General features: G+C 43.6%; 17 protein-coding genes. 13 read left to right on the top strand and 4 right to left on the bottom strand.

Annotated elements, in window-relative coordinates; translation table 11 throughout:
- Positions 1-16 precede the first annotated feature (16 nt).
- Together Q0E19_RS04780 and Q0E19_RS04775 are read right to left on the bottom strand one after the other, a co-directional pair.
- Positions 17-889, bottom strand: a complete 873-nt coding sequence (locus tag Q0E19_RS04780) for a PHP domain-containing protein (protein ID WP_294407900.1) — start codon at positions 887-889, stop codon at positions 17-19.
- A 175-nt stretch (positions 890-1,064) separates the two neighbouring features.
- Positions 1,065-2,036 carry an RluA family pseudouridine synthase gene (locus tag Q0E19_RS04775; protein ID WP_294407899.1) on the bottom strand — a complete coding sequence of 324 codons (972 nt, stop codon included), beginning with the start codon at positions 2,034-2,036 and terminating at the stop codon, positions 1,065-1,067.
- A gap of 186 nt (positions 2,037-2,222) precedes the next feature.
- Here Q0E19_RS04775 and uvrB point away from each other — a divergent pair, with 186 nt between their 5' ends.
- The 8 genes from uvrB to Q0E19_RS04735 all read left to right on the top strand — a co-directional run bounded on the left by uvrB (position 2,223) and on the right by Q0E19_RS04735 (position 16,068).
- Entirely contained in the window at positions 2,223-4,193 is a 1,971-nt protein-coding gene (gene uvrB, locus Q0E19_RS04770) for an excinuclease ABC subunit UvrB (protein ID WP_294407898.1), read from the top strand.
- 28 nt (positions 4,194-4,221) lie between these two features.
- A complete protein-coding gene (gene uvrA, locus Q0E19_RS04765) occupies positions 4,222-7,044 on the top strand; it encodes an excinuclease ABC subunit UvrA (protein ID WP_294407896.1) in 2,823 nt (940 codons plus the stop codon).
- Positions 7,045-7,104: 60 nt separating this feature from the next.
- A complete protein-coding gene (locus Q0E19_RS04760) occupies positions 7,105-7,671 on the top strand; it encodes a site-2 protease family protein (protein WP_294407894.1) in 567 nt (188 codons plus the stop codon).
- A 116-nt stretch (positions 7,672-7,787) separates the two neighbouring features.
- Positions 7,788-8,072, top strand: coding sequence for a hypothetical protein (locus Q0E19_RS04755; protein WP_294407893.1), 285 nt, complete (start codon positions 7,788-7,790; stop codon positions 8,070-8,072).
- A 27-nt stretch (positions 8,073-8,099) separates the two neighbouring features.
- Complete coding sequence (locus Q0E19_RS04750) at positions 8,100-9,512, top strand: helix-turn-helix domain-containing protein (protein ID WP_294407891.1); 1,413 nt, start codon at positions 8,100-8,102, stop codon at positions 9,510-9,512.
- A gap of 180 nt (positions 9,513-9,692) precedes the next feature.
- Positions 9,693-12,137 (top strand): cellulase family glycosylhydrolase, encoded by a 2,445-nt coding sequence (locus Q0E19_RS04745; RefSeq protein ID WP_294407890.1) that lies wholly within the window; start codon positions 9,693-9,695, stop codon positions 12,135-12,137.
- 146 nt (positions 12,138-12,283) lie between these two features.
- The gene (locus Q0E19_RS04740; protein ID WP_294407888.1) at positions 12,284-14,266 is read left to right on the top strand and encodes a cellulase family glycosylhydrolase; all 1,983 of its coding nucleotides are present in this window, start codon (positions 12,284-12,286) and stop codon (positions 14,264-14,266) included.
- Positions 14,267-14,433: 167 nt separating this feature from the next.
- Entirely contained in the window at positions 14,434-16,068 is a 1,635-nt protein-coding gene (locus tag Q0E19_RS04735; RefSeq protein ID WP_294407887.1) for a class I adenylate-forming enzyme family protein, read from the top strand.
- A gap of 79 nt (positions 16,069-16,147) precedes the next feature.
- Here Q0E19_RS04735 and Q0E19_RS04730 read toward each other — a convergent pair whose 3' ends face one another.
- Positions 16,148-18,715 (bottom strand): heavy metal translocating P-type ATPase, encoded by a 2,568-nt coding sequence (locus Q0E19_RS04730; RefSeq protein ID WP_294407886.1) that lies wholly within the window; start codon positions 18,713-18,715, stop codon positions 16,148-16,150.
- 45 nt (positions 18,716-18,760) lie between these two features.
- A complete protein-coding gene (locus Q0E19_RS04725; protein ID WP_294407885.1) occupies positions 18,761-19,096 on the bottom strand; it encodes a metal-sensing transcriptional repressor in 336 nt (111 codons plus the stop codon).
- A gap of 388 nt (positions 19,097-19,484) precedes the next feature.
- Between Q0E19_RS04725 and Q0E19_RS04720 the strand changes: the two genes are divergently transcribed.
- The 5 genes from Q0E19_RS04720 to Q0E19_RS04700 all read left to right on the top strand — a co-directional run bounded on the left by Q0E19_RS04720 (position 19,485) and on the right by Q0E19_RS04700 (position 26,115).
- Positions 19,485-21,998 (top strand): hypothetical protein, encoded by a 2,514-nt coding sequence (locus Q0E19_RS04720; RefSeq protein WP_294407884.1) that lies wholly within the window; start codon positions 19,485-19,487, stop codon positions 21,996-21,998.
- A 141-nt stretch (positions 21,999-22,139) separates the two neighbouring features.
- A complete protein-coding gene (gene secG, locus Q0E19_RS04715) occupies positions 22,140-22,397 on the top strand; it encodes a preprotein translocase subunit SecG (protein WP_294407883.1) in 258 nt (85 codons plus the stop codon).
- 104 nt (positions 22,398-22,501) lie between these two features.
- Complete coding sequence (locus tag Q0E19_RS04710) at positions 22,502-23,275, top strand: GNAT family N-acetyltransferase (protein ID WP_294407881.1); 774 nt, start codon at positions 22,502-22,504, stop codon at positions 23,273-23,275.
- Positions 23,276-23,311: 36 nt separating this feature from the next.
- Complete coding sequence (gene rnr, locus Q0E19_RS04705; protein WP_294407880.1) at positions 23,312-25,447, top strand: ribonuclease R; 2,136 nt, start codon at positions 23,312-23,314, stop codon at positions 25,445-25,447.
- Between the two features lie 158 nt (positions 25,448-25,605).
- The gene (locus Q0E19_RS04700; protein WP_294407878.1) at positions 25,606-26,115 is read left to right on the top strand and encodes a MarR family transcriptional regulator; all 510 of its coding nucleotides are present in this window, start codon (positions 25,606-25,608) and stop codon (positions 26,113-26,115) included.
- The last annotated feature ends 31 nt before the right edge of the window (positions 26,116-26,146 follow it).

Below are 26,146 nucleotides of genomic sequence, written 5' to 3'. Positions count from 1 at the left end.
TATTAATTATACTATATTAATTTTCTGATTTAACAGTATTTTTATTAGCTTTCTGTGAATTTATATGAATAAGTTTAAAAAGCTTGTCAAGATTTTCCTCGTCAGTAAAGTTGCTGCCTATGTGAGTCATGGTGCTGTTGTAAAGACCATGAAAGTCAGAACCGCCTGTTACGATAAGGTCATTGTCCTTTGCGAACTGTTCAAGCGCTCTCTGCTGTATCGGCGTAGCAGAGTAGTGATAAGCCTCTATTCCGTCCAGCTTTCCAGCCTCGGTAAGCTCATGCATAAGCTCGATATTGTTGAACATATGGGGGTGGGCCATAACTGCAACGCCCTTTGAAGAGTGTATAAGATCAAGCACAAAGTTCACATCGGGATATTCTCTCGTCACAAGACATTCGCCGTTAGGGTATGAGAAAAGCTTATCGTTCACATATCCGTAAAGCTCGGTGGCATATCCGTAGTTCACCAGCGCTCTCATTATATGCTGCTTGTATATGCTCTTTGAACCTTTTGTGTAATGTTTTACAGCGTCCTTAGGGATAGGATATCTCTCCATTACCTTTTCGATCATATCCTTTGCACATTCTGTTCTTATGGAGCATGATTTAAGGCACAGTCCCTCCAGTCTGTCAGGCTTCTGAGGAGCGTAGCAGAGAATATGCACCTTTGAGTTGCGCTTTTTGTCCCACGCTGAAAGCTCTACCGCAGGTATCACCTTTACGCCGTAACGGTCGCCAAGTATCTGCGCTCGGCTGTATGATGAAAGGGTGTCGTGATCGGTTATGGCAAGAAAATCAAGACCCATGCGCTTAGCCTGCACGATGACCTCTTCTATTCCAAGAGAACCGTCGGAAAGGGTTGTGTGACAATGTAAATCTCCAATCATAGTAAAACCTCCGATATGTTGAACAGTATGGTCCGCATGACATATAATGCATTAATTATAACATAAATTTTCTACAAATGCAAGCTTTTTTAACATTTTTACACAAATATCGACTTTACAGGTGCATATTTTACAAATTGTTGACACGGATTTTGTATATTTTTCTGTGTGTTTCTTATTTCCCGAAGAACTTGTCCCTGAACCAGACGTCGTTTACCTGAAAACTTTTGCCGTCAAGGTAGCTCAGAATTCCTGCGTCGGTGGTAAATCTGAAAGTAAGCTTGTACGAGCAGAGTGCCTGCGTTTTTACATTGTATGCACGGTTTATCTTGTTTATGCCGTATTTTCCGTCTCCAAGAAGAGGGTAGCCCTCATAGGCAAGATGCGCCCTTATCTGATGCGTCCTGCCTGTCACAAGCTCCACTTCAAGGAGAGCAAGGTTTTCTGCCATGTTTTCAGCAATGACCTTGTATCTTGTTATCATCGTCTTGTTGTCGGGAGTTTTTCGGTCGGATATCTTTACCGTTTTGGTCTGCTCGTTGCGCTGATGATATGCTTTCAGCTCGGCGGATTTTTTCTGTGGTATGCCGACTGTAACGCAGAGATAATTTTTCTCCATCTCTCTGTCCTTTACCTTCTGATTGAGTATGCGCAGGCTTTCCGCATTCTTTGCGCAGATAACTATTCCGCAGGTGTTCCTGTCTATCCTGTTGCAAAGCGCAGGGGCAAAGGATCTTTCCTGCGCAGGGTCATATTCACCCTTATCGTAAAGATAATGCTGTATGCGGTTGATGAGCGTGTCCGCACCGCCGCTTTCGTCCTCATGAACTACAAGTCCGCACTTTTTATCGCAGAGTATAATATTTTCGTCCTCGTATACAATATTAAGGCTTGCAGGAGCGGAGAGAAAAGCAGGTCTGCCGCTGTTTTCATTGCTTTCACCGAAAAATTCATCATTTATATAAAGCTGCATTACATCATTTTCATTGAGCCTTGTGGAGATCTCGCAGCGCTTTCCGTTGACCTTTATGCGTTTGAGCCGTATATATTTGTAAAGCAGATTTTTTGGCAGGGCAGGAACAGCCTTTGTAAGAAACTTGTCCACACGCTGACCTGAGTCATTTTTGTTGATGATAAATTCTTTCATATTTTATTTTTCCTTTATAATTATGTTTTATTATAATTATATATCATAGACGGCGGCTTTGCAAGCTGTTTTTCGGCATAAACACAAAATTGCCGAAAGCACTTTACATTAAAAAATATTTGTGATATAATTATAGAAACTATTGTTCGATAACTGAACCGTTTGTGAGAAAGGTATGGTATTGCTATGGACAGATTTCAGCTGGTATCAGATTATAAGCTTTCGGGAGATCAGCCTGAGGCGGTGGACGCTCTCGTAAAGGGCGTTGAAAGCGGTATGAAGGAGCAGACACTTATGGGTGTAACAGGCTCAGGCAAGACCTTTACAATGGCGAACGTTATCCAGCGTTTAAACAGACCTACCCTTGTGCTTGCGCATAATAAAATACTTGCGGCTCAGCTCTGCTCAGAGTTTAAGGAGTTCTTCCCGAACAATGCGGTGGAGTATTTTGTCAGTTACTATGACTACTACCAGCCGGAGGCATATGTGCCGAGCAAGGACGTTTATATAGAAAAAGACAGCTCGGTAAATGATGAGATAGACAAGCTGCGCCATTCCGCTACCTCAGCCATTGCGGAAAGACGTGACGTTATTATCGTTGCCAGCGTGTCCTGCATATATTCTCTCGGTGATCCGCAGGAATATAAATCAATGATGGTATCCGTGCGAAAGGGTATGGAGAAATCAAGGGATCAGCTTGTGGCGGAGCTTGTGGGAATACAGTACGAGCGAAACGACATAAATTTTGTCAGAAACAAGTTCAGAGTAAGAGGAGATGTGGTGGAGATCTTCCCTGCAAACTCCACAGATACCGCCGTAAGAGTTGAATTTTTCGGCGATGAGATAGACAGGATATGCGAGATAAATGTGCTGACGGGAGAGGTGCTTTCCACCCTCAGCCACGCTGTAATATTCCCAGCCTCACATTATATCGTAGGCAAGGAGAAGATGCGTGACGCTATCGAAGAGATAAAGGAAGAGCTTGACGAGCGTATAAAGTATTTCAAGGATAACGATATGCTTATCGAGGCGCAGCGTATCGCACAGCGTACAAATCATGATATAGAAATGCTGGAGGAGATAGGCTTCTGCAGCGGCATAGAGAACTATTCGAGAGTGCTGGCAAGACGTCCGAAAGGGGCTGTGCCGTTCACGCTGCTTGACTTTATGCCTGAAGATTTTCTGCTTATGGTGGACGAGTCCCACGTTTCTCTGCCGCAGGTAAGGGGAATGTATGCAGGCGACAGGGCGAGAAAGCAGACGCTTGTGGACTACGGTTTCAGACTGCCCTCTGCGCTGGACAACAGACCGCTTAAATTCGATGAGTTTTACAGCCATATCAATCAGGCTATATTCGTTTCCGCTACCCCGGGACCTATCGAAAAGGAAAAATCAGAGCAGATAGTTGAGCAGGTAATACGGCCGACAGGACTTCTCGATCCGCTCATATCCGTCCGCCCGTCAGAGGGACAGATAGAGGATCTGCTCAGCGAAATAAATCAGAGGATAGAGAAAAACGAGCGTGTGCTTGTTACTACGCTTACAAAGAAAATGGCGGAAGATCTTACTGCTTATCTGAAAAATTTCGATATAAAGGTAAGATATATGCACCACGATATAGACACTATCGAGCGTATGGAGATAATAAGAGATCTGCGACTGGGCGAGTTTGACGTGCTGGTGGGAATAAACCTGCTGAGAGAGGGACTTGACCTGCCTGAGGTATCTCTTGTGGCAATACTTGACGCAGATAAGGAGGGCTTCCTGCGTTCGGAAAGCGCATTGATACAGACCATAGGAAGAGCCGCAAGAAACGCAGGCGGTTCGGTAATAATGTATGCAGATACCGTAACACGTTCTATGGAGAGCGCAATAACCGAAACGGAGCGCCGCCGTGCAATACAGATGAAGTTCAACGAAGAGCATGGAATAGTGCCTAAGACGATCGTCAAGGAGATAAGGGACGTTATCGAGATATCCACAAAGGAAGAAGTGGAGTATTCGGCAAGGCAGAAAAGCAAGCTGACAAAGCAGGAAACTGCACAGCTTATAGACAAGCTGACAAAGGAAATGAAAGAGGCTGCAAAGCTGCTTGAATTTGAACACGCCGCATTCCTCCGTGATAAGATAGCGGAGCTGAAAGGTGAAAAGAAATGACGGAAAATACAAAAAAGGAGAGTAAAAGATGCCGATAAATGAAATAGTTATCAAAGGCGCAAAGGAACATAATCTTAAAAATATAGATATAACCATTCCCAGAGATAAGCTTGTGGTAATGACAGGCCTTTCGGGTTCGGGAAAATCTTCCCTTGCCTTTGATACCATATATGCAGACGGTCAGAGAAGATATGTTGAATCGCTTTCTTCCTATGCAAGAATGTTCTTAGGTCAGATGGATAAGCCTGACGTGGAGAGCATAGAGGGACTTTCCCCTGCGATATCCATAGATCAGAAAACAACTTCCAAAAACCCACGTTCTACCGTCGGTACTGTTACGGAGATATATGACTATCTTCGACTGCTTTACGCAAGGATAGGCGTTCCGCATTGTCCTGTCTGCGGAAGAGAGATAAAACAGCAGACAATAGATCAGATAGTCGATCAGATAATGTCACTTGAAGAGGGTACAAAGATACAGCTCCTTGCACCGATAGTAAGGGGCAGAAAGGGTACTCACGTCAAGGAACTTGAACAGGCGAGAAAGTCGGGATATGTTAGAGCGAGAGTTGACGGGATAACATACGATCTTTCCGAAGAGATAAATATTGAAAAAAACAAAAAGCATACCATTGAGATAGTTGTGGACAGACTTGTTATAAAGGACAGCATAAAATCACGTCTGACGGACAGTATCGAAACGGTTTCATCGCTTACTGGCGGACTTGTGAACGTTGACGTTATCGGCGGGGAAGAGATGATGTTCTCCCAGAATTATGCCTGCCCCGAACACGGAGTTTCCATTGAGGAGCTTACACCGAGAATGTTCTCTTTCAACAATCCTTACGGAGCTTGTGAAAAATGTACAGGTCTTGGAGTATTCAAGAAAGTCGACCCCGATATGGTCATACCCAATAAGGAACTTTCCATTATGCAGGGTGCGATAAAGGCAAGCGGCTGGAATTCCCTTGACGAGGGTTCTATTGCAATGATGTATTTCAAGGCGATATCAAAGACTTACGGCATACCTCTTGACGTGCCTGTAAAGGATCTCGATCAGGACGCTGTGGATATCTTCCTTTACGGAACTCAGGGACAGAAGCTTAAACTCAGCAGAGGATCGAAATTCTATAAGGCTGAATATGAAGCGGAATTTGAGGGCGTTATCCCAAACCTTGAAAGACGTTATAAGGAGTCGAACAGCGATTGGTCAAAGGCGGATATCGAGGCTAGTATGTCTGACGAAAACTGTCCGTCTTGCCATGGAAAAAGACTTAAAAAGGAAAGCCTCAGCGTTACTGTCGGCGGACTTAATATAGCGGAGCTTACCGACCTTTCAGTTACGGAGGCTATAAAGTTCTTTAAGGATCTGGAGCTTTCAAACAGGGATAAAATGATAGGCGAACGCATTATAAAGGAGATAAATGACAGACTGGGATTTTTGCAGAGCGTAGGACTTGAATACCTCACTCTTTCACGTTCCGCAGGAACGCTTTCGGGCGGAGAGAGCCAGCGTATAAGACTTGCCACCCAGATAGGTTCTTCACTTGTGGGAGTGCTTTATATCCTCGACGAACCGTCTATCGGACTTCATCAGCGTGACAACGATAAGCTTATCGCAACGCTGAAAAGACTGCGTGACCTCGGAAATACGCTGATAGTCGTTGAGCATGACGAGGATACCATGTATGCGGCGGATTATATCGTAGATATCGGTCCAGGAGCGGGCATACACGGCGGAGAAGTAGTTGCAGCGGGAACGGTTGAGGAGATAAAAGCCTGCGAACGTTCCATAACGGGACAGTATCTCAGCGGAAAGCGCAAGATACCTGTGCCGACGGAAAGACGAAAGGGCAGCGGAAAGTTCCTTTCTGTAAGAGGCGCAAAGCAGAACAATCTGAAAAATGTTGACGTTGATATACCGCTGGGTACGTTCACCTGCGTTACAGGTGTTTCGGGTTCGGGAAAATCCTCACTTGTTAATGAGATAATATACAAAAATCTCGCAGGAAAACTCAATAGAGCGAAAACACGTCCGGGCGAGTTCAAGAAAATGCTGGGACTTGAAAATCTCGATAAGGTCATAGATATAGACCAGTCGCCGATAGGCAGGACCCCACGTTCAAACCCTGCCACATATACAGGCGTTTTCACTGATATAAGAGAGCTTTTTGCACAGACGCAGGAAGCTAAGATGAAAGGCTACGGCGCAGGAAGATTTTCGTTCAATATCAAAGGCGGACGCTGTGAAGCCTGCGAGGGCGACGGCATACTGAAAATAGAAATGCATTTTCTGCCTGACGTTTATGTCCCATGCGAAGTCTGCGGCGGAATGAGATACAACAGAGAAACGCTGGAGATAAAGTATAAGGGCAAGTCGATATATGATGTGCTTGAAATGACAGTTGAAGAGGGAGTAGAGTTCTTTGCGAACCACCCGAAGATACAGCGCAAGCTCCAGACCTTGTTTGAAGTCGGACTCGGCTATGTAAAGATAGGTCAGCCTGCAACAACACTTTCGGGCGGCGAGGCTCAGAGAGTAAAGCTTGCCACAGAGCTTTCAAAGAGGGCGACAGGCAAGACGATATACATTCTTGACGAACCGACAACAGGACTTCATACGGCTGATGTACACAAACTTATCGAGGTGCTGCAAAAGCTTGTTGACACAGGAAATACTGTGCTTGTTATCGAGCATAATCTGGACGTTATCAAGACGGCAGACCATATAATCGACCTCGGTCCTGAGGGCGGCAGCGGGGGCGGAACGATAGTATGCACAGGTACGCCTGAAGAGATCGCAGCCTGCGAGCAGTCATATACAGGACAGTATCTTAAAAAGATGCTCTGAAAATTCAAGTAAAGATTTCATATTTTTCGCCCGTAAGCATATAGTTTACGGGTGATAATTTTGTTTGGAATAAAGATAAAGGGAATAGAACTAGGGGTATCGTTCAGCTTTTTTGCGGTTATTGCGCTGCTTTTTGTGTGCGGCGGTGCGCAGACGGAAAATATTTTTACCGCTCTGCTTTGCTGTGCGCTCCATGAAATGGGGCATCTTATGTTTATGTTCCTGTTTGCGAATAAGCCGCAGAGCATAATCCTTTACGGCGGCGGTATAAGGATAAGACCGTCGGTCGGGAAAATGATGTCCAAAAATCAGGACATTATTATCCTGTTGGCAGGCTGCGGAGTGAATTTTATCTGCGCTTTGGTGTGGTATATGCTGTACGGAGCAGACCTGTTTTTCGGGATAAATATGCTGCTCGGAGTGTTCAATCTGCTGCCGTTCGGATACTTTGACGGCGGAAGAGTGCTGAAGATAATACTTGATGACAGCCCAGCCTGCGATATAATAAAAGCGGTTTTCATTTTTATGTCAGCCGTATGCATTATCCTTATGAACCTTAACGGGGTATTGAGCATATCGTTTATGCTGACATTCTGCTTTGTGGCAGCCTCTGAACTTGTGCATTGATCCTATCGGATTGATAAAAATATGCATTAAACGAAAATTCTTGACAAATTTGTGTACAAATAGTATAATATATATGAAACAAAATGCATATTTATATTGATCGGGTGAAAGTCAAAATGAAAATTCGTGATTATGACGATGCCAGACGGCTTTGCGATTATATAGCTTATTTACTTAAACAGCAAGTCATCTTGGAGGAGATCTGCTATAAAAACAGCGGATATTATTTCAGAGTCAGAACAGTAAAAAATGAGATCACATACAGGGATACCCTTTATGTGAACGGGAAAGCGGTAAGCACGGAGGAGCATAATATAAACAGTCCTGCGGAGCTTTTTGTAAAGCTGCCCGAACTTCTTGATCTCTATGCAAGAGAATATAAAAGGAACGAGTTCCTATAAAAAATCGTAGGGAAGGATAGAAAACTGATGATAAAATTCGGAAAACAGCTGGAGCATTACATCAAAAGAAGAAATCTTACAATAAAATCTGCGGCGGAAATGTTCGGAATGGACAGAGCCACTCTGCATAAAATACTCAGCGGTCAGAGAAAGCTGAAAAACGAGCAGACGCTTGAAAGTATATCCGAGGCACTTATGCTGACATCTGACGAGTACAGCGATCTGCTGAAAAAATACAGGATAGGTCTTATGGGAGAGGACGTTTTTGAAAGACGAAACAAGGTGTCTGACGTTATCTCATACCTTTCTGAAAATGAGCAGAACAAAGTGCTGCTTGATTATCATATGACGGAGGAGGACGAGCTTGAAGAGCTGCCGGAGGTCATGGTGGTCAACGAGCATCTTGCACTTTTAAAGAACATTTCGACCTTGCTTATGAAAGAAAGGCTGGAGGGCGGAGATGTTCTTTTCATTGCGCAGCCTTCGGCTATGCTCAATGAGATAATATTCAACGTCTGTACAGATGAGGGCAGCGGGTATGTAAAGCATATTTTCTGTATGGATAACAACTGCAGTGAATCCTGCGCCAATGAATATAACCTTGATATTCTGAAATATGTCTGTAAGATGTCCTCGCTGAAACAGAAATATATTCCGCAGTATTACTATGATAATGCGGCAGGCTGTTTCAGTCAGGGTGCGCTGCTCAGTGATACGATAATCACGGATCATTTCTTTATCAAGCTGGATAATAAGTTCAACGAGGGAGTTTTCTGCAGCAACGAGGCGGCGGTAAAGCTTTATCGTCAGAAAGCTGAGGTACTTGAATCACGTTCCCATGCGTTCCTTTACCCTGTGGATGGCTTTAAATCGCTGATAGATTATTACTATGAGCTTAATACCCTTGATTATATCTATTATTATCAGCCATGTATGGTTTTCGCAAGTCCTGATGATATAATGAGAAAATATATGAGAATGCCTAAGGAGATAGAGGGAACGTTTCTTGCGAAAATGGGCGAATTTAAAAGCGCAGCTATAAGCCGCAGCGTTATAGATATTTTCAGCGAGGCAGGTCTGAAAGAGTTTATGGAAACGGGTCTTATTGCAGAAGTCCCAGATGTGCTTTATGAAAGACCGGCTTTAGAGGACAGAAAGAGTATTCTCAGAAATATGATATATCTTGCGGAAAGTGATGTTTTCAGATACAGGATACTAAAGCCTGAGCTTTGCAGCTATGAAAAAGGATTTCATATGCACGGCACATCTGAGCTGCTGAAAGTTTCCCCTGCAAAGAACGAACCGCAGAATATGACTTTTGTAAATATCAGAGAGAAAAGTATCCTCAATGCTTTTAAAGATTACATCAATTATCTTATAGAGTCCGATCTTACATACAGTAAAAGCGAAACTATCGACATACTGAAAAAATATCTTTAATATTCTATTGTTGTTTAATATACTGTAATTTTAGTCGGGGAAGTTGTGTAAATTAACTAAATATAAACTGGTATTAATGTTTATATGTCCTATTGATATCTTAACTGGAATATGTTAAAATATTTATATACTAAAGCCTGCGGCAGTTCTGCGGGATTAAAAAGAAAGGTTGGTAAGGATATGAAAAAGTATACCAAAAAGCTTTGCGGTCTGCTTATGGCAGGCGCTGTGGCAGCAGGTACTGTATCTGCTGCGGCTATGACCGCCGAAGCGGCAAATAACGATATTTCGGATTATACAGCCGCCGAGATATGTTCCGATATGGGTATCGGCTGGAACCTCGGAAACTCACTGGATTCAAAAGGTTCTTCCGGACTTGACACAGAAACATCATGGGGAAATCCTAAGACCACTAAGGCTATGATCGACGCTGTAAAGGCTAAGGGATTCAACTGCGTGAGAATACCTGTGACCTGGTACAAGCATATGGACAGCAATTATACTATTGACGAGGTATGGTTTGAGAGAGTTCAGGAGGTCGTTGACTACTGTATCGACGACGGAATGTACGTTATCCTCAACTCGCATCACGATGAGTGGAACAGACCGACAGACGCTAACTATTCTGCTGCAAGCAAGGAACTGAAAATAGTTTGGAAGCAGATCGCAACACGTTTCGAGGATTATGACAAGCACCTTGTTTTCGAGGGTATGAACGAGCCTAGAAATTACAGCGGTTCACACGAGTGGGACGGCGGCGACGATGCTATGAGAGCTGTTGTCAACAAGCTGAACGCTGACTTTGTAAGCACAGTAAGATCAACAGGCGGAAACAACTCCAACAGAGCGCTTATGGTACCGACATATGCGGCTTCTATGGAGTATGCGGCAATGAGCGCACTTGAACTTCCTGATGACGATAATCTTATCGTTTCGATCCACGCATATTCACCATATAACTTCACAATGAACACAGGCTCAGGCAGCACAAGTACATACACAGACGCTATGAGAAGTGAGCTTGAAGCTATATTCAAGAACATAAGCAACGTATTCATTTCAAAGGGCATTCCTGTTTGTATCGGTGAGTTCAGCTCCTCAAACAAGAACAACCTTTCTGAAAGAGTAAAGTGGGCAGAGCATTATGCAGCCTGCGCAAAGAAACTTGGCATCTCATGTGTGCTTTGGGATAACAACGTTATAAACTACACCTCAAACGGTGAGTCACACGGATATCTCAACAGAAGCAGCTGCACATGGTACAGCCAGTCTGAGGCTGTTGTAAACAAGCTTATCTCAACATACAACAGCACAAAGACAGAACTTCCTGAGATCGTTAAAGTACCTGACCTCTCAAAGGCTAAGTGTACAACAATTTCAAACACAACATCAAATATCTCAGGCTATAACGCTACATCGGGCGTAAGATTTGACTTTCCGAATATGAGCACAAAGGGCTATATCGCTGTTAAGTATACAGCAGCCTCCGCTCCGACACTCATTCTTCAGGACAGCTCATGGAAGGTATGGTGCAAGGTAACTCCTACTATTGCAGAAAACGGCGTGGCTTATTACAGCTATAAGGATATCGTTGCAGCATACGAAGCATCATATCAGAGCACACACGGCTCAAAGCCTGCATCAGCTCTCTACAACGCTGTACAGCTTTGCGTTTCAGCCGAGGGCGGTTCAGCAACTATCAAAGAGATCATCTATGCTATCGTTGAAACTTCAACTTCCACAAAGATCTCAGACTGCACAGTAACTATATCTTCCACAGGCGCAGGCTATACAGGCGAGGAGATAAAGCCTTCATTCACAGTTAAGAGCGGCAGCAAGACTCTTACAGCAGGCACAGATTACACATATGAATACAAGAATAACATCAAGGCAGGTACTGCACAGATCGTTATTACAGGTAAGGGCAGCTATACAGGCTCAGTTACAAAGAACTTTACTATCGCAGCAAGAACACTCAATAACTGCACAGTAACACTTGCTTACAACAGCAGCTATTTCAGAGGCACAAGAGTTAAGCCGGCGGTTACAGTAAAGATCGGCGACAAGGTAGTTGATCCAAGCAACTACACACTCAGCTATACAGACAACCTTATGGTAGGTACAGCTAAGGTAACAATAACAGGTAAGAACAACCTTGCCGGTTCAACTGTAAAGGCTTATCAGATAATCCAGCGTTCAGTAGGAAACTGCGATATCACACTCGGCACAACATCTGCTTATTTCAGCGGTTCAAGAATAAAGCCTTCTGTAAAGATCAGCTGCAACGGTATGGATCTTTACAGCGGAAACTACACAGTAGAGTACAAGAACAACCTTTCATCAGGTACAGCAACTGTAACTATCACAGGTAAGAAAAACCTTAAGGGTACAGCTGTAAGAACATTCAAGATACTGCCAAGAAGCATAAAGAACTGCACAGTTGAACTTGTGGCAGATCCTGCAAATCCGGAAAAGCCAGTTGTTGAGGTATACTGCAACGGTACAAAGCTTTACAGCGGAAACTATACTGTAAAGTATTCAGCTAACACAAACGGTACAGTAAAGGTAACTGTTACAGGCAAGTCGAACCTTAAGGACACAGTAACCCTTAACTACACAGTTTAAGAATATCTGATGATCTGAAACTGAATAATCCTTATAAGGAGTCGGATATCTCTTCCGGCTCCTTTTTTGCGGCATAAGTGTTATTTTGCTTGCTTTTTTATTTGTTTTATGGTATAATTAATTTAATTAATTATAGGAGGGCAGCTATGGGAAACGATATAGAAAATATAAATCAGAATAATGCAGATCCTCAGGGCGGAAAGCCGCAGAAACCAAAGCTGAACAAAGGGATATTGTTCGGTTTTATCGGTATGGGTGCGGTGATATGCGCTCTGGCGGCTGCACTTATTATCGTAAGCCTTAAAGGCGGAGATGATAAGAATGACAGCAGTTCAGCTGCGGCGGATACTTCTATTTCACAGGGCAGCGTGGCTGACGAAAGCTCGGGAGAGGAGAGCGAGGCTGAGGAGGACAGCTCGGAGGAGGAAGAGTCTGAGGCTGATGAAAGTTCCGAAGCTGAAAAGGAAGAGGATGAGGTAAAGGACGGATTTGTTTTCACCTACTCGGCAGGCAATGGCTGGGAGGACGGCGACAAGAAAATGTGCGGTCTTGAAATGGGTGTGACAAACTATACCGACAGCGCTGTGGACAGCTGGACGCTTGAACTTGAAGTCGATGATCTTAGATCCTGCGAGGGCTGGAACGGAAATTATAAGGTAAGCGGCAATAAACTGACGATAACCAATGTTGACTATAACGGAGCGGTGGCAAAGAGCGCAAGCGTTACTTTCGGCTGCAATATCGGAACAGGCAAGGATCTGAACATCAAGTCTGCAAAGTTCAACGGCGTTGAGTGTACGATCAAAAAGGGCAAGGTAGCTCAGAACACAGGAAACAACGGAAATGACCAGAACAGCAATAGTGAAAAGACTGCTGATGTTTCCGAACTGTTGAAAAGAACTTCAAAGGCTAAGCAGGGCGACGACTGGCTGCATACAGACGGAAACAAGATACTGGATAAGGACGGCAAGCAGATATGGCTGACGGGAGTAAACTGGTTCGGCTATAATACAGGTACAAATACCTTTGACGGATTGTGGAACAGTGAGCTTGTATCCTCTGCTGAAGCAATAGCAGATCACGGATTTAACCTTATCCGTGTGCCTATGTCTGCGGAACTTATCAACCAGTGGGCGAATGGGGAATATCCTCAGGCAAACTATAATAATGCTTACAACACAGACCTTAATTCAATGAATTCTCTTGAGATATTCGACTATTTCCTTAAGCTTGCTGAGGAAAACGGCATAAAGGTAATGCCTGATATACATTCTGCAGAAACAAATGCCTCAGGTCATACTGTAAATCTGTGGTATACGGATAAGGTCTCGGTAAAGGATTATTATGCGGCTCTCGAATGGATGGCTGACCGATACAAGGATAATGATACTATCATTGCATACGATCTGAAAAATGAACCTCACGGCAAGCCGAACGAGGGAGATTCTGCCGCAATATGGAACGATTCAAAGGACGCAAACAACTGGAAGTATGTTGCTGAAACTGCGGCAAAGAAAGTTCTTAATAAAAATCCGAATGTACTTATAATGGTAGAGGGTATAGAGATATATCCAAAGAACATAAAGAAGAACGGAGATTTTTCATCAACTGATTCAGGTGATTACTACTTCAACTGGTGGGGCGGAAATCTGAGAGGTGTAAAGGACTATCCTCTTGATCTCGGAAAGTATCAGGATAAGCTGGTGTATTCACCGCATGACTACGGCCCGACAGTATATGAGCAGCCTTGGTTCAAGGACGGCTACGATTACAACAGTCTTGTAAAGGACTGCTGGGAAGATAACTGGCTCTATATCCATAAGGATAACACAGCTCCTCTGCTTATCGGCGAATGGGGCGGATTTATGAAAGATCCTAACCTTAAATGGATGAAGTGTATGAAAAAGCTGATAAAGACATATCACCTCAACCACACGTTCTGGTGCTTCAACGCAAACTCAGGTGACACAGGCGGACTTGTGCTTGACGATTTTGTGACATGGGACGAAGAGAAATACGATTTTGTCAAGGAAGTCCTGTGGCAGGAAAGCGGCAAGTTCGTAGGTCTGGATCATCAGATACCGCTGGGTGATAACGGTATAACGCTTTCAAAGGCTAAGGGACTCTGATAGATCGTTTAGTCATAATGCATTAATCGCTCTGTTGTTTTTTGTTTAAAACGGCAGGGCGTTTTGCTTTACTTTTTGTCGTTTATATGCTAAAATATTAAGTAATTGCTTTTATGCTTTTAAGCTTTGACGCTTTTGCACTTTTAATTACGAAAGGATTTGTAATAATGCCTATTACTGAATTTTTGGAAAGAAATGCCGAACTGTACGGCGATAGAGTGAGCCTTGTAGAGCTTAACCCCGAAATAAGGGAGAAACGCAGGGTGACATGGAAGGAATATGAGCTTATCGAGCCTAATCCCGACTATCCGTACAGACGTGAGATAACATGGCACGTTTTTAACGAAAAGGCTAACAGATTTGCTAATATGCTCCTGTCAAGAGGAGTGAAAAAGGGCGATAAGGTGGGCATACTGCTGATGAACTGCCTTGAATGGCTGCCGATATATTTCGGTATCCTCAAAGCAGGCGCACTTGCCGTTCCTCTTAATTTCAGATATACCGCAGACGAGATAAAATACTGCGTTGACCTTGCGGAAGTCGATGTTCTTGTGTTCGGTCAGGAGTTTATCGGCAGAATAGAGGAGATAGCTGAGGATATAAGCCGCAACAGACTGCTTTTCTATGTCGGTGAGGGATGTCCTACCTTTGCTGAGCATTATGACAGGCTCGCTGTCAATTACTCCAGCAGGAATCCAGATATAAAGCTTACCGATAAGGATAATGCGGCTATCTACTTCTCTTCGGGTACAACAGGTTTCCCGAAAGCTATTTTACATAACCACGAGAGCCTTGTTCATGCCTGTCGTGTGGAGCAGAATCACCACGGTCAGACTATTGATGACGTTTTCCTTTGTATCCCGCCGCTTTATCATACAGGCGCAAAGATGCACTGGTTCGGCAGCTTGTATACAGGCGGCAAGGCTGTTATACTCAAAGGTGTAAAGCCAAAGACCATAATCGAGGCTGTTTCACAGGAAAAATGTACAATCGTATGGCTGCTCGTTCCTTGGGCGCAGGATATCCTTGACGCAGTTGACAGGGGAGAGATCAATCTTGCAGATTATCAGCTTGACCAGTGGAGATTGATGCATATAGGCGCACAGCCTGTTCCGCCGTCACTTATCGCAAGATGGAAAAAGCTCTTCCCGAATCATAAATATGATACCAACTACGGACTCAGCGAGTCTATCGGACCAGGCTGCGTCCACCTCGGCGTAGACAATATAGATAAGGTCGGCGCTATCGGTAAAGCAGGTTTCGGCTGGGAAGTAAAGATATGCGACGAGAACGGAAACGTTGTCAACAAGGGCGATGTTGGCGAGCTTTGCGTTAAAGGTCCAGGTGTTATGACCTGTTATTACAGAGATGAAAAGGCGACCGCCGAAACTCTGAAAGACGGCTGGCTCTTTACAGGGGATATGGCGCAGGAGGACGAGGACGGATTTATCTATCTCGTTGACCGTAAAAAGGACGTTATCATCAGCGGCGGAGAAAATCTCTACCCTGTACAGATAGAGGACTTTTTGAGAAGTCATCCTGCCGTAAAGGACGTTGCGGTTATCGGTCTTCCTGATAAAAGACTTGGCGAGATAGCGGCTGCGATAATTTCCATAAAGGAAGGCTGCGAATGTTCTGAGGAGGATATAAATGCCTTCTGTCAGAAACTGCCGAGATATAAAAGACCTCATAAGATCATCTTTGCAGACGTTCCGAGAAACCCCACAGGCAAGATCGAAAAGCCAAAGCTTCGTGAGATCTACTGCGGCGAAAGCGTTGTTGCAAAACAGAATAAATCATAAAATTTAATAGTCATAATAAAAAACGACAGATCGTAAATGGTCTGTCGTTTTCTTTGCTTTTTAGTTATCTGTCATGATATCAGCTGAAATCTCCCGGTGTGTATCCTGCCTCAGCCACGATATCCTTGATAAGATCTTCGTCTACCTCTTTATCAAAAGTGATAACAGCATTGTTGTTTTCAAGGCTTACATCTGCGCTGCGTACACCGTCGATAGCTTCAAGATTTTTTCTGACGTGATCCACACAGTGCTGACACATCATTCCTTTAACTTCAAGAGTTTTTGTCATTGCGTTTACCTCCGTTTTGTTTGAATTTGATCTATCGTTATTGCTGAAAAGTTTTTTCGGCAGAATAACCTTGTGTTTGCCTGCAAGCGGCTTGTCCTTTCCCGAACGGCATGGATCGAAAAGATTTATCCTCAGAGCGTTTGTTACTACGCAGAAGCTTGAAAGGCTCATTGCTGCAGCACCGAACATAGGGTTAAGCTCCCAGCCCAGTATCGGTATGAACAGACCTGCCGCAAGCGGAATACCTATGCAGTTGTAGAAGAATGCCCAGAACAGGTTTTCGTGTATGTTTTTAAGCGTCTTTCTCGAAAGCCTTACCGCCGCCGCAGCGTCAGTCAGCTTTGAGTTTATAAGCACAACGTCCGCAGCCTCTACCGCAACGTCTGCTCCCGCACCGATAGCTATTCCTGTATCCGCTCTTGTGAGGGCAGGTGCGTCATTTATTCCGTCGCCGACCATTGCTGTTTTGCCGTGTTCAGAAAGCTTTGCTACAACGGCTTCCTTTTCCTGCGGAAGAACGTCTGAGATTATGTTTGTTATGCCGACCTGTCCGCCGACAGCCGCAGCCGTCCTTGCGTTGTCACCTGTAAGCATAACTACCTCGATACCCATTTTTCTGAACTGCTCCACAGCAGCCTTGCTGTCAGCCTTCACAACGTCCGCCGCAGCGATTATGCCCAACGGCTTTCCGTCAAGGGCAAAGTAAAGAGGAGTTTTTCCCTCTCCCGAAAGCTTTTCGCCCAGAGCTTTCATCTCATCTGTAAGCAGTCCGTTCTTTTCCATAACTGCTGCGTTTCCGCCGAGAGCCTGTCTGCCGTTTATTATGCCCTTTACACCGCTGCCCGGAAGAGCGGTAAAGCTTTCAGCAGGTTCGTATGATATTCCTGTTTCCTCAGCTTTGAGCATTACTGCCTTTGCAAGAGGGTGTTCGGACTTGTCCTCAAGAGCGAAAGCGGTTTTGAGAAGTGTATCTTCATTTGTTCCTGCCGCAGGGATAATATCCGTTACCAAAGGCTTGCCCTCTGTTACAGTTCCCGTTTTGTCAAGGATAACGATATCTGTTTTTCCTGCCGCTTCAAGGGCGGAGGCTGTTTTAAAGAGAACTCCGTGCTTTGCACCCTGTCCGCTGCCCACCATTATAGCCACAGGTGTTGCAAGTCCCAGCGCACAAGGGCAGCTGATAACAAGAACGCTTATTGCTCTTGCAAGAGCGTAGCCGAATGTCTGTCCCGAAATGAGCCATGCAGTGCCTGTTATGAGGGCAATGATTATAACTGTCGGAACGAATATGCCTGATACCTTGTCAGCTGTTTTGGCGATAGGTGCTTTTGTGGCAGCTGCATTCTCGACCATTTCTATTATCTTATCAAGTGTGGTGTTTCCGCTGACATTTGTTGCCTGACAGGTAAGAGCGCCGTTTCTGTTTATTGACGCAGCGCTTACCTTGTCGCCCTCAGCCTTGTCAACAGGTATGCTTTCACCTGTGAGGGCAGATTCGTCTACGGCACTTTCTCCCGAAAGAACTATTCCGTCCGCAGGAAAGCTTTCGCCCGGTCTGACGATAAATGTTTCGCCACTCTGAAGATCTTCCGCAGGTATCCTTACTTCCTTTCCGTCACGGATAACTGCGGCGGTCTTTGGAGCAAGATCCATAAGTGCTTTTACAGCGTTTGTCGTTCTGCCCTTGCTGACAGACTCAAGTGTTTTGCCCACAGTTATGAGGGCGAGTATCATAGCGGCTGACTCAAAATAAAGTCCGTGGAGATGATGAGCCGCCATTTTTATATTTCCGTCCACAGCAAAAGCTGTCATTTCAAAGAGTTTCCAGACTGAGTAGATAAAAGCTGCCGAGCTGCCCATAGCCACAAGAGTGTCCATATTCGGCGCACGGTTTTTCAGTCCCTTAAAACCGCTGATAAAGAATTTCTGATTTATTATCATTACAAGTGCCGAAAGTATCAGCTGATAAAGTCCCACAGCAAGCGGGTTTTCTGATAAAAATGCAGGAACTTTCCAACCCCACATCACTGCGCCCATTGAAACATACATAAGTGGAATGAGCAGTACAAGAGAGGCTATGAGCCTGCGTTTAAGTAAAGGCAGCTCATGGTTTTCAAGATCTGGGTGAGCCGATCTTTTAGTTCTGCCGTCCGCAGGGGAAGCTCCGTAGCCTGCCTTTGAAACAGCCGAACATATCTTTTCATTGTCCGCAGGGTCATCAAAATCCACGGTCATAGAATTTGTGAGCAGGCTGACGCTGACTTCCTTAACGCCGTCAACTGCTCTGACGGCTTTTTCAACGTGAGCCTGACAAGCCGCACAGGTCATGCCTGTTACCGAAAATTTTTCAGATGCCATAACTAACATTGTCCTTTCTGTGATCTGATATATGTAAGACTTTGGCTATTTAAGCTTTCTCATAAGCTCCACAGCCTCGTCGATTATCTCCGAGTTGCCGTTTTGTATCTCCTCAACAACGCAGGTGTTCATATGCTCCTTAAAAATAAGGTAGCCGAAATTCTGCAGCGCACTTTCAGCCGCAGCGGTCTGAATAAGGATATCACCGCAGTAGCGGTTGTCGTCCAGCATATTTTTTATGCCGTTGAGCTGACCGATAATGCGGTTCAGCCTGTTTTGCAGACTTCTTAGAGTCTGTTCATCTCTTGGAGTGTGCTTGCAGCGCTGACATTCATTATCACAGCAGCCGCATTTCTGTATATTATTAGTATTTTCGCTCATTAATATTCCTCCTGTCTGAAAATAGATATCTTTAAATAATGTGCGGTCAAGATACCCCTCTGGGATAAAAATACCCCTGTGGGGTCAAGATACCCCTCTGGGGTATCTGCATCTATTATATACCCCCACAGGGTATTTGTCAAGAGGTAATATTAAAATGGGATTTAATAAATAATTATATATTTTTGAATAAAAAACGCAGAAAAAATAATTAAATGTGTAAAAAATAAGAAAATGTTATTGACAAATGGCAGAAAAAGTTGTAAAATAACACTAAAGATGAGATTAATGTACAAGGTTTATTTGTAAAAAGTTATAAATATTATACATTTCTCATCTGCAAAAAATAAAGCGCATATGAAGTGCGTATTTATAGGAGGTATTAGATATGAAAAAATCAAAGCTGCTGGCAGGGCTGTCAGCTGCGGCAATGGCATTCTCTATGCTGTCCGCCGTCCCTGCTGCTGCGGAAGAAACGGTGCTGTCAAATTATCATATTAAGGTAGCAAGCGGCGAAGTTGTAAATCTTTTTGATGCTAAGGGAAAATTGGAGAACTGTGAATTTGATTCAATATCCGATGTTACAGGAATTACAAGTGTAAAGTTTATTGTTTCTGTTGATGAAGATATTGCACAGCAGGCAATAAATAATGAAGTATGGCTTGGTGGCGGACTAGCCACAAATAGTGATGTGCTTGGATGGAATATGCATGATTGGTGTTTTTTACCATACAATTACGACAAAAATGGTAATCCTATTGACAGTAATGGCGATGGAATTCCTGAACCTGTCAAAGAGTGTACATTCACAAAAATTTCCGATGGCATCTATGAAACCGTTCTATTTAATGAAGATGGTTTCTTTAAAGATGATGATACTTATGCTCAGCTATGGCTTCAGAATTGGACGCCAGATGTAGCTTCTCTTGAATTGCTTGAAGTAGTACTCAATCCTTCGGCAGTTCCTGATATACCTGATCCGTCACCATCAGATAGTTCTTCAAGCTCGAATGATTCTTCATATGATGAACCTGATTCGTCATATCCTGATTCCTCATATCCTGATGATGATTCAGCGGTAGATTCAGGATCTAATCGTCCTCAAAAACATGAAAATTCATGGTATTCAGAAGAACCGATCAAAGATAATCTTTATAATTCTATGTGGAGCGGAAAAAATGGAAAAGCAGAAAATGTAGATACTGGTTCTATGTGGAATGGTGCATGGAATCAATTTACAACTGCCTCTGATGATCTGAGTGATATAACAGTTACATTTGTTATAGATACAAATGGAGCTGAATGGGGCATAGATGATAACGGCAACAGTGTATATGACACAGGTACTTTCACTCTGTTTTCATTTGGAGATGTATCTAGTTCAGATAATTCAAATATTCTCTCTTTTGCGAATGGAGAGCCTGTAACCGATTGTGATTATACTGAAGAAAATGGAGTATATACCATAAAAGTATCTGCAGATGAGATAAATGGTACTCTCAACTATGGAACTGATGCTCATAACAGAGACATATGTATATACGGATTTAATGTTCAGTTCGGACAGATCAATAACGCTAAGTATACAGCATATGTAACAGGAAATACTGTTATCCCTACTGATGAAATCGGAAATATTTCAACTGATAATTATTATGCATTGTTAGATGATCACGTTTTCTGGTGTTCCGATACAGACGGATTAGGCTGTGAAGATGAAGGAATTCGTCAATATGTTTGCGATTGCGGTTATTCCTACGAAGAAGTTCTTCCTGCAAGAGGACATCGTTATACAGATTATTGGGTACTGGACAAGTTCCCGACCTGCAAGCAGAACGGTATTGCTTCAAGACGCTGCTTAGACTGCGGCGACAGAACTGATATTACCCCTATCGGAAAAACTTCTCATGCTTATGAGGACATTATACTTGAATATTCAAAGGGCGACAAGCTCGGTAAGGTATCACATATCTGCGCATACTGCGGCGACACTTATGAGGAAGAAGTTGATGTAAAGCGTCCTATCTCAGATGCAGAAGTTACACTTTCAAAGTATTCATACACTTATAACGGCGGAATATTCAAGCCTGCTGTAACCGTTAAAATGGACGGCGAAAAGCTCACAGCCGGAAAAGATTATACTGTTACCTATGACGGAAGCACAGAGGCTGGCGACGCAAATGTATTTATCAAGGGTATTGGTGATTATGAGGGCTATGCTGAGGCAGAGTACACGATCAATCCAAGATCTATTGTAAACTGCGATGTTTCACTTTCCTCTTCAAGCGTATATTTCAACGGCAAGGCTGTTGCTCCCGGTGTATCAGTAAAGGTAGGCAATAAGACTCTTACTTCTAATGATTATGAAGTTTCATATGAAAATAATGTAAGAGCAGGCACAGCAACTGTTATTGTCACAGGCAAAAATAACCTAAAGGGCAATGTAACAAAGACTTTTGAGATCAAGGCTCGTTCTATAAAGAATTGTACTGTTGAACTTCCAAGTACAAAGCAGTTCTTTACAGGCGAAAGAATAAAGCCGTCAGTAAAGGTAAAATGCGGCGGAAAGACACTTCCAAGCGACGATTATACTGTTACATACAAAAATAACCTGTCAGCAGGCACAGCAACAGTAGTTGTTACAGGTAAGAATGACCTTTCAGGCAGCGTAACAAAAACCTTTACTATCAACGCAAGGTCGATCCTTAACTGCAATGTGACTATCACTTCAAATCCTGATAATCCTGCCGAACCTATCGTTGCAGTAGATTATAAGGGCGTAAGCATATACAAGGGAAATTATACAGTAACTTATTCAGAAGTTTCAGATGGCGTTATAGCTGTTACTATCACAGGTAAAAATAACCTCAGAAGCACAGTTACAAAAAACTTTGAGATCTGATCTGTCTGTCGAAAGCTCTCCGCAGTTCTTTGCGGGGAGCTTTTTGAATAAAAAATCGTAAAAATCGCAAATAGCCCTTGCAATTTTGGAAAAAGTATGATATAATGTTCAAAATGATTATTTTTTGGAGGAGCATTTAATATGTCAGGTATTGAGATTGCAGCCGGAGTTCTTCTGGCACTTGCAAGCATAGTTATTATTTTGGTCGTACTTGTTCAGGAATCCAAGGAGCAGGGTCTTACATCTGCTATCGGCGGCGGTTATAATGATTCTTTCTACGGCAAGAATACAGGAAACACTCGTGACGCTAAGCTTAACCGACTTACAAGAGTTTGTGCTATCATTCTTTTTGTGGTAACATTAGGTGTAAGCATAGTACATCAGATCATGGCAAAGTAATAAGAGGCCCTGCATAAGCAGGGCTTTTTCATTGTAATAAACAGGTCACGGCAGAGTGAATTTTTAGTATAAAAGAGTATAGAAAAGGTAAGGAGAGTGTGAAAATGTATTGTGCGAACGGTATTGCGGAAAGACTTGTACCGCTTTTTGAAAGCTTTGACGATTCGGTGCTTTCAACTTATTTCGAGGGGATATACGGCGACGCTTACAGCGATAATATAGATGTGCCGAACAGCGCAGTTATAGTTTCGGGGGATTTTTATTTCTGTGCGGGTGATGAGAACTTTGCGAAAGAGGCTGTCATACTGGGCAGGAATAATAAGAATGCGGTGTATGTTCCGCAGAACAAGGAATGGACTGACGCACTTCTGAAAGAGGACAGCAGGCTTTTTGTTACAGACAGATATCATATGTCCGCCCCGAAAGACGGGTTCGATACCAAAAAGCTTGAAGAGATAAAGGAAAAAATTTCAGACCTTGCCGAATGCAGGCTTGAACTTATTAACGAGGCATACTATAATAAAGCAAAGGAAAATGACTGGTCGGCTGCATTTGTGTCCAATTTTAAGGACTGGTGGGAGTTCTCTCATAAAGCCTTCGGATATGTTATGACAAAGAACGGCGAGATATTAAGCGGCTGTTCATGCTATACCTATTACAGCAAAGGCTTTGAGATAGAGGTAGCTACTGCGCCTGAATACCGCAGAAAAGGTCTGGCAAAGATATGCGCCGCAGCCTTTCTGCTGGAATGCGTAAGACGTGGCGCAAGACCTCATTGGGACGCAAGAAATGAAATGTCCCGCAGGATAGCTGAAAAATGCGGTTTTGTTTTTAAGGATAAATATACTGCACTGGAATACAGACAGGAAGAATTTTAGATATACTATATTAAATGGGAATGGAGGCAGATGCCTGTGAAAACTGATTACAGAAAAATGATATATAACAAGCTCAAAGCGTCGGGTAAAAAGCCTGTGACGTTCAAGGAGCTTACAAAGGCTTGCAGAAACAAGAAATTCGATTTTGATAAATTCGTCCGCACTGTGGACAAAATGAAAGCAAAGGGCGAGATAATCGAAAGCAAGTACGGCTTTACCCTTGTGGATCTTAAAAAGCTGAAAAAATGTGAGGTCACAAGACTTCATAAAAGCTTCGGATTTGTAAAAAATGTTGATACCGGAGAGGAAATATTTATCCCAGGCAAAAGACTGCATGGCGCAATGCCTAAGGATATCGTGCTTGTAAGACTTACCGAGTCAAGGGGAGATTCTCCAGAGGGCGAGGTAGTAAGGATAGCGGAAGAGAAGTTCAACAAGTTTACCGGCGAGATAGTCAGCGAGTTCGGCGAGCTTAAAATAATGCCGGATACTCTTTCAAAATACGCTCTGAGATTTGAAAACCCTATGGGACTTGAACTGCACGAGGGCGACAAGGTAATGGCTGAGATAACCGAAAGAGGGGACCGCCACAGCGAGCATAAATGTTCTATCGTTTCTTGCTACGGAAGTTCTATGAAAGCTGCGGTCTGCGCAATGGGAATACTTGAAGTCAACGGACTTACCCCTGCATTTCCCCCTGAGGTCATATATGAAGCGAAAAATGTTTCGGACTACGGAAAGATAGCCGCAGAGCTGCCGAACAGACTTGATCTTAGGGACAAGCCTATTTTCACCATTGACGGAGCGGACACAAAGGATATAGATGACGCTATATCTGTTGAAAAGACTGAAAACGGTTATCTGCTGGGAGTTCATATCGCAGACGTTTCATATTATGTTACCCCGAGATCGCAGCTTGATAACGAGGCTTTTTCAAGAGGTACAAGTGTTTATTATGCAAACAGGGTAATACCGATGCTGCCGAAGGAGCTTTCAAACGGCATATGTTCGCTTAATCCGCAGGAGGACAGACTTGCTTTTTCCTGCCTTTGCAATTTTGATAAAAACGGAAATATCGTTGATTATAAGTTTGCAAAATCCGTTATCCGTTCAAGGGTAAAGGGTGTTTATTCTGAAATAAACGATCTTCTTGCAGGCTATAACTCAAAGGAAAATTGCGAAAAGTATGCCGAGGTAATGGACTGCATACCGCTGATGAAAGAGCTTGCGGATATACTGAAAGCGAAAAAGCTGTCGAGAGGCGCTCCGCAGCTTGAAACTGCCGAAAGCAAGCTTGCCATAGACGAGCGTGATATCTGCGTGGGAGTTTATGCGAGAACAAGGGGCGAGAGCGAAGAGATGATAGAGGACTTTATGCTTGCGGCAAATGAGTGTGCTGCTAGGTTTGGTCTTGAAAACGAGCTGCCTTTTGTGTACAGAGTCCATGAGCCGCCTACTGCCGAAAAGCTGGAGGGACTTAAAGAGATACTTGCGAACCTTAACGTTCAGTATGTTCTGGGCGACGATGCAAAGCCGTCTGATATGGCTGCAATACTTGAAAAAACAAAGGATACGCCTATCGAGATGATAATGAACAATGTTGTGCTGAGAAGTATGTCAAAGGCGAGGTATGATACAGAACCGCTGGGACATTTCGGACTTGTCCTTGATGACTATGCACATTTCACGTCACCTATAAGACGTTACCCCGACCTCACTATCCATAGGATAATGTCAGCTTTTCTGAATGGAATGACGGCTGAGGAATGCCGCACGAAGTTCAATAAGTTCGTCTATGCCTCTGCGGATCAGTCCTCTGAAACTGAGCTGAAAGCTATGCAGGTGGAGCGCAGCTGTGAGGACTGCTATAAGGCTGAATATATGCTTGAAAAGATAGGGGAAACTTTTGAGGGCGTTATAAGCTCGGTAACGGATTTCGGACTTTTCGTTATGCTGCCAAATACCTGCGAGGGACTTCTCCATACGGATAATCTCGGCGAGGGATTTTATGAGTCTGACGGAATGACTTATCTGAAAAATTTCAGCACAGGCAAGGAATATCGTGTGGGAGATAAGATAGCCGTCAAGGTTCTTAACGCAAATGTAAATTCGGGAAAGATAGATTTTGAGAGAGCCGATCGTGAAAAGGATCTCTATGAAGATATTCAGTAATTAAAGATATTTATTGAGCCGCACAAAAGCTTTATGGCTGATGTGCGGCTTTCTTTTTGTCTGAAATAAAAAATTCATAAAATTGTGCTTAAAATGGTCACAGCAGGCTGATATAATTAGTTAGAAAACTAATTAATTAGAAAGATGAGGTGAATGGTTTGAGAGATCACAGAGATAAATGTCTTGACAAGCAGGCGATGAAGGAGCGTGCAAAGCATCTTCTCACTAAGGAGGACGCAAAGCCGTCAATGTATATAAATGACCTGAGCAGGCTTTTTGATATCAATGTATCTGCGGGGATAGATAAGTTCACCACAGGCAGAGGTGTTTCAAAGGGCAGCAGGCATATACTTTTTCATCTTGAACGCAGTGACGGCATCACACAGCTGCAGCTTTCAAAGCTGACGCATCTTACTGCGCCGTCGATATCTGCCGCAGTTGTGAAAATGGAGCAGGAAGGTCTTGTTGTCCGCAGGAACGATTCGGAGGATATGCGGCAGGTAAGGGTGTATCTTACCGATAAGGGCAGACAGCTCAACGACCTTATAAAGCAAAAATCCAGAGAAACGGAAGATATGATGCTTGAAGGTCTGTCCGATGATGAGCAGGAATATATGTGCAGGCTGCTGAAAAAGATGCTGACCAATATGGTCGAGAACGGAGTCTGAACCGTAAAAAATATGATCCGAAAGGACGATG

Source organism: uncultured Ruminococcus sp. (genome assembly GCF_934476685.1).
Lineage (GTDB): Bacteria > Bacillota > Clostridia > Oscillospirales > Ruminococcaceae > Hominimerdicola.
Note: the sequence above shows the minus strand (reverse complement) of the source record. Positions and strands in the feature narration are given on the sequence as shown.

Coding starts and splice junctions, on each gene's coding strand:
- secG (WP_294407883.1), top strand. CDS start 22,140: ATGTCAGGTATTGAGATTGCAGCCGGAGTTCTTCTGGCACTTGCAAGC.
- Q0E19_RS04745 (WP_294407890.1), top strand. CDS start 9,693: ATGAAAAAGTATACCAAAAAGCTTTGCGGTCTGCTTATGGCAGGCGCT.
- Q0E19_RS04710 (WP_294407881.1), top strand. CDS start 22,502: ATGTATTGTGCGAACGGTATTGCGGAAAGACTTGTACCGCTTTTTGAA.
- Q0E19_RS04725 (WP_294407885.1), bottom strand. CDS start 19,096: ATGAGCGAAAATACTAATAATATACAGAAATGCGGCTGCTGTGATAAT.
- Q0E19_RS04775 (WP_294407899.1), bottom strand. CDS start 2,036: ATGAAAGAATTTATCATCAACAAAAATGACTCAGGTCAGCGTGTGGAC.
- Q0E19_RS04740 (WP_294407888.1), top strand. CDS start 12,284: ATGGGAAACGATATAGAAAATATAAATCAGAATAATGCAGATCCTCAG.
- Q0E19_RS04750 (WP_294407891.1), top strand. CDS start 8,100: ATGATAAAATTCGGAAAACAGCTGGAGCATTACATCAAAAGAAGAAAT.
- Q0E19_RS04755 (WP_294407893.1), top strand. CDS start 7,788: ATGAAAATTCGTGATTATGACGATGCCAGACGGCTTTGCGATTATATA.
- Q0E19_RS04735 (WP_294407887.1), top strand. CDS start 14,434: ATGCCTATTACTGAATTTTTGGAAAGAAATGCCGAACTGTACGGCGAT.
- Q0E19_RS04730 (WP_294407886.1), bottom strand. CDS start 18,715: ATGGCATCTGAAAAATTTTCGGTAACAGGCATGACCTGTGCGGCTTGT.
- uvrB (WP_294407898.1), top strand. CDS start 2,223: ATGGACAGATTTCAGCTGGTATCAGATTATAAGCTTTCGGGAGATCAG.
- uvrA (WP_294407896.1), top strand. CDS start 4,222: ATGCCGATAAATGAAATAGTTATCAAAGGCGCAAAGGAACATAATCTT.
- Q0E19_RS04780 (WP_294407900.1), bottom strand. CDS start 889: ATGATTGGAGATTTACATTGTCACACAACCCTTTCCGACGGTTCTCTT.
- Q0E19_RS04720 (WP_294407884.1), top strand. CDS start 19,485: ATGAAAAAATCAAAGCTGCTGGCAGGGCTGTCAGCTGCGGCAATGGCA.